The following is a 2,270-nucleotide window of genomic DNA, read 5'->3' as shown; positions in this document are numbered from 1 at the left end:
GGCGTAACGGCGGGGGCGGGGCGGAGCCCCGAAAGGAAACAAAGGGTGGGTGGGTGGGACAACCCCGAAACAACGCACGTTGTCTTGAGTTCTCGCTCTGTTTCCGGGGTCGTTTGTGTGCCCATCCGGGTCGTCCGAGGGTGGTTCTGCTTGGCGGGCTCGGAAGTAGATCAGGGCGTTGCCCGTGTCGAGGCGGAGGATTCCGGCGAGCATCAGGGCCAGGGCGGTGGCTGTGAAGAATTTGCCGGCTGTTTCTGGGGGCAGGGATCTGGTGACGATCAGGACGAGGAGAAACTGGGCGGCGGCGTTGGTGGTTGCTCCGGTTAGGCCGGCCAGGGCTCCTGGGGGGAGTTTTTTCATCGGTTAGCGGCGCCAGGAGGGGGTGGTGCCTAGCCAGGGCTGGAGGAGGACGTCCCAGGGTAGGAAATATTCGGATAGGCGGCGGCGTAGGGGGGGTGGCATTTCGGTTCGGGGGCGGGCGTTGTAGTGGTCGAAGATGGGGTCGGTCAGGCGGGGGAGGCCCAGGAATTCGAGGACGCGGTCGTATGTCGGTTCGGGGTCGGTGAAGAAGGTGCCGCTGTCGAGGACCAGGACGCGTTCGCGGCCAACCAGGAGGTCCAGGCGGGCGAGTTGTTCCGCGTAACGGCCGCGCGACACGTAGGCCTGATGCCGATGCGCGTGGCTGACGTATGAAGGGTCTTCTTTGAGGCGTTCGGCGGCACCGGTGAGACGTTCCTCCTCCAGGGCGAGGGCGCGCTCGAATGAGGTCTCCGTCTCGAAACCCCGGGCAAGCTCATGCGAGAACGCGGAGTACCCCCGCTCAACGGGATCGCGGACGAGCACGATCAGTTTCACCCCAGGGAGATCCCACGCGATCCGGGGCGCCGCCAGCGGATGAAACAGGTAGTAGGGCGACGATTCAAATGCCTGCGGGCGGTAGCCGTACCGATATTCGAGCCGTGCCGCTGTAGCGCGCAACGGGAAATGCGCTCGATACCAGGACAGTCCTCGGTTGTAGGACATGTCGAAGAAGTGCACGCCCTTGCGGAGGACGGGTTTCAGCATCAGGGGATGCTGGGCGAGGGCGCGGTAGAGCGAGGTCGTGCCGCAGCGTTGGGCGCCGACGATCAGGAAGGACGGCAGCAGGCGTCCGCTGCCGGTCAACCGGCCCGCGGTGATCGAGACCGCGTGGGCGGTGGTCTTGAGCGCGTTCAAGGCAACACCTCGAGGTGATCGAGAACGGGATTGAGCCAGTCGGAGGAAGGGCCTAGCGGTTCGTACCCATCCCGGCGATGCCGATCAGCCAATGCGATCAGGTAATGCGCGGCGGTCAGCCGGGACTCCGCGAACGAAAGCCCGAAAGGTTCGAGAATGCGCCCCGCCTTGGCGACGCACGCCTGAGCGGCCGGACCAGGACGCATCCGCCGCAACGCGCCCTGGAAGAAGTGGTGTAACGCGTCGAACCCGAGCGGCACTCCGGCCCCGAACCGCTCCCAGTCCCACACCAGCAGCCGCCCATCCGCGTCCGCTGCCACGTTCCACGGCGAAAAGTCCCCATGCCAGGCCCCGGCCGGATCCAGCGCCGCGATCTCGGCGACGGCCGCCGCCAGCAACTCGGGCCGGACTCTCCTCCGCTGCCCACCCAACGACAGCAAGGAAGGCGCCGAACGATCGGTCACCGGCAACGGCGTCAGCACGAGCACGTCCAGCTCCCGCCACGACCCGAAATGCAGCACCCCAGGCGGCACCACGACTTTCAACGGCCGATCGGCCAGCATGCGCAGCGTCTCCACCTCATGCCGCACCAACTCGCGCGCCCCAGCGGTATCCCCGATCTTGACAAACCCCACCAAACCCCTCGCCCCGTACGCCTCTAGGATCGGCTTACGATTGACCCGCCGAGCAGGCCGGACATGCAGTTCGGTGCGCACCCGCTGCCCGAGCACCTCACTCAGATGCGTCTCGATCGTGTCGGGTCCGTCACCGACGAGCACCCGCCCCCCGACATGCCAGCGGGCGCGCGTCACCAGCCGCCGGGGCACCAGCCGATGCGGCAGCAGGGTACGGACCGAGGTTCGAGCGGACGGTGGAAACAGCAAGGGGATCACCTCGTCGAGATAGCGCAGGCGCAGGTCGGCGTCGCTCATCAGATCTCCTTCGTGGATTCCCCCACCTTTGGGTGGCGGAGGAAATGAAGCTTCTGCGGAGCAGTGCGGGGTGCGGTGATTCGCCGCCAGGCCGGCCGCCGCGTTTGACGGTCACGGTGCGAT

General features: G+C 66.6%; 2 protein-coding genes and 1 pseudogene. All 3 read right to left on the bottom strand.

Going from position 1 to position 2,270, the window contains the following annotated elements; translation table 11 throughout:
- A pseudogene (locus tag ABGB08_RS54395) lies at positions 1-360 on the bottom strand (hypothetical protein); the annotation flags it as partial.
- Positions 361-363: 3 nt separating this feature from the next.
- The gene (locus ABGB08_RS54390; RefSeq protein WP_347608406.1) at positions 364-1,215 is read right to left on the bottom strand and encodes a sulfotransferase; all 852 of its coding nucleotides are present in this window, start codon (positions 1,213-1,215) and stop codon (positions 364-366) included.
- A complete protein-coding gene (locus tag ABGB08_RS54385) occupies positions 1,212-2,147 on the bottom strand; it encodes a hypothetical protein (RefSeq protein ID WP_347608403.1) in 936 nt (311 codons plus the stop codon). The genes ABGB08_RS54390 and ABGB08_RS54385 overlap by 4 nt, the downstream gene beginning before the upstream one ends.
- Positions 2,148-2,270: the final 123 nt, after the last annotated feature.

Origin of the sequence: Acrocarpospora sp. B8E8 (genome assembly GCF_039871605.1) — a bacterium.
Taxonomy (GTDB): Bacteria; Actinomycetota; Actinomycetes; order Streptosporangiales; family Streptosporangiaceae; genus Acrocarpospora; species Acrocarpospora macrocephala.
The sequence above is the reverse complement of the archived record's forward strand: the minus strand, read 5'-3'. Positions and strand labels throughout refer to the sequence as shown.

Coding starts and splice junctions, on each gene's coding strand:
- ABGB08_RS54385 (WP_347608403.1), bottom strand. CDS start 2,147: ATGAGCGACGCCGACCTGCGCCTGCGCTATCTCGACGAGGTGATCCCC.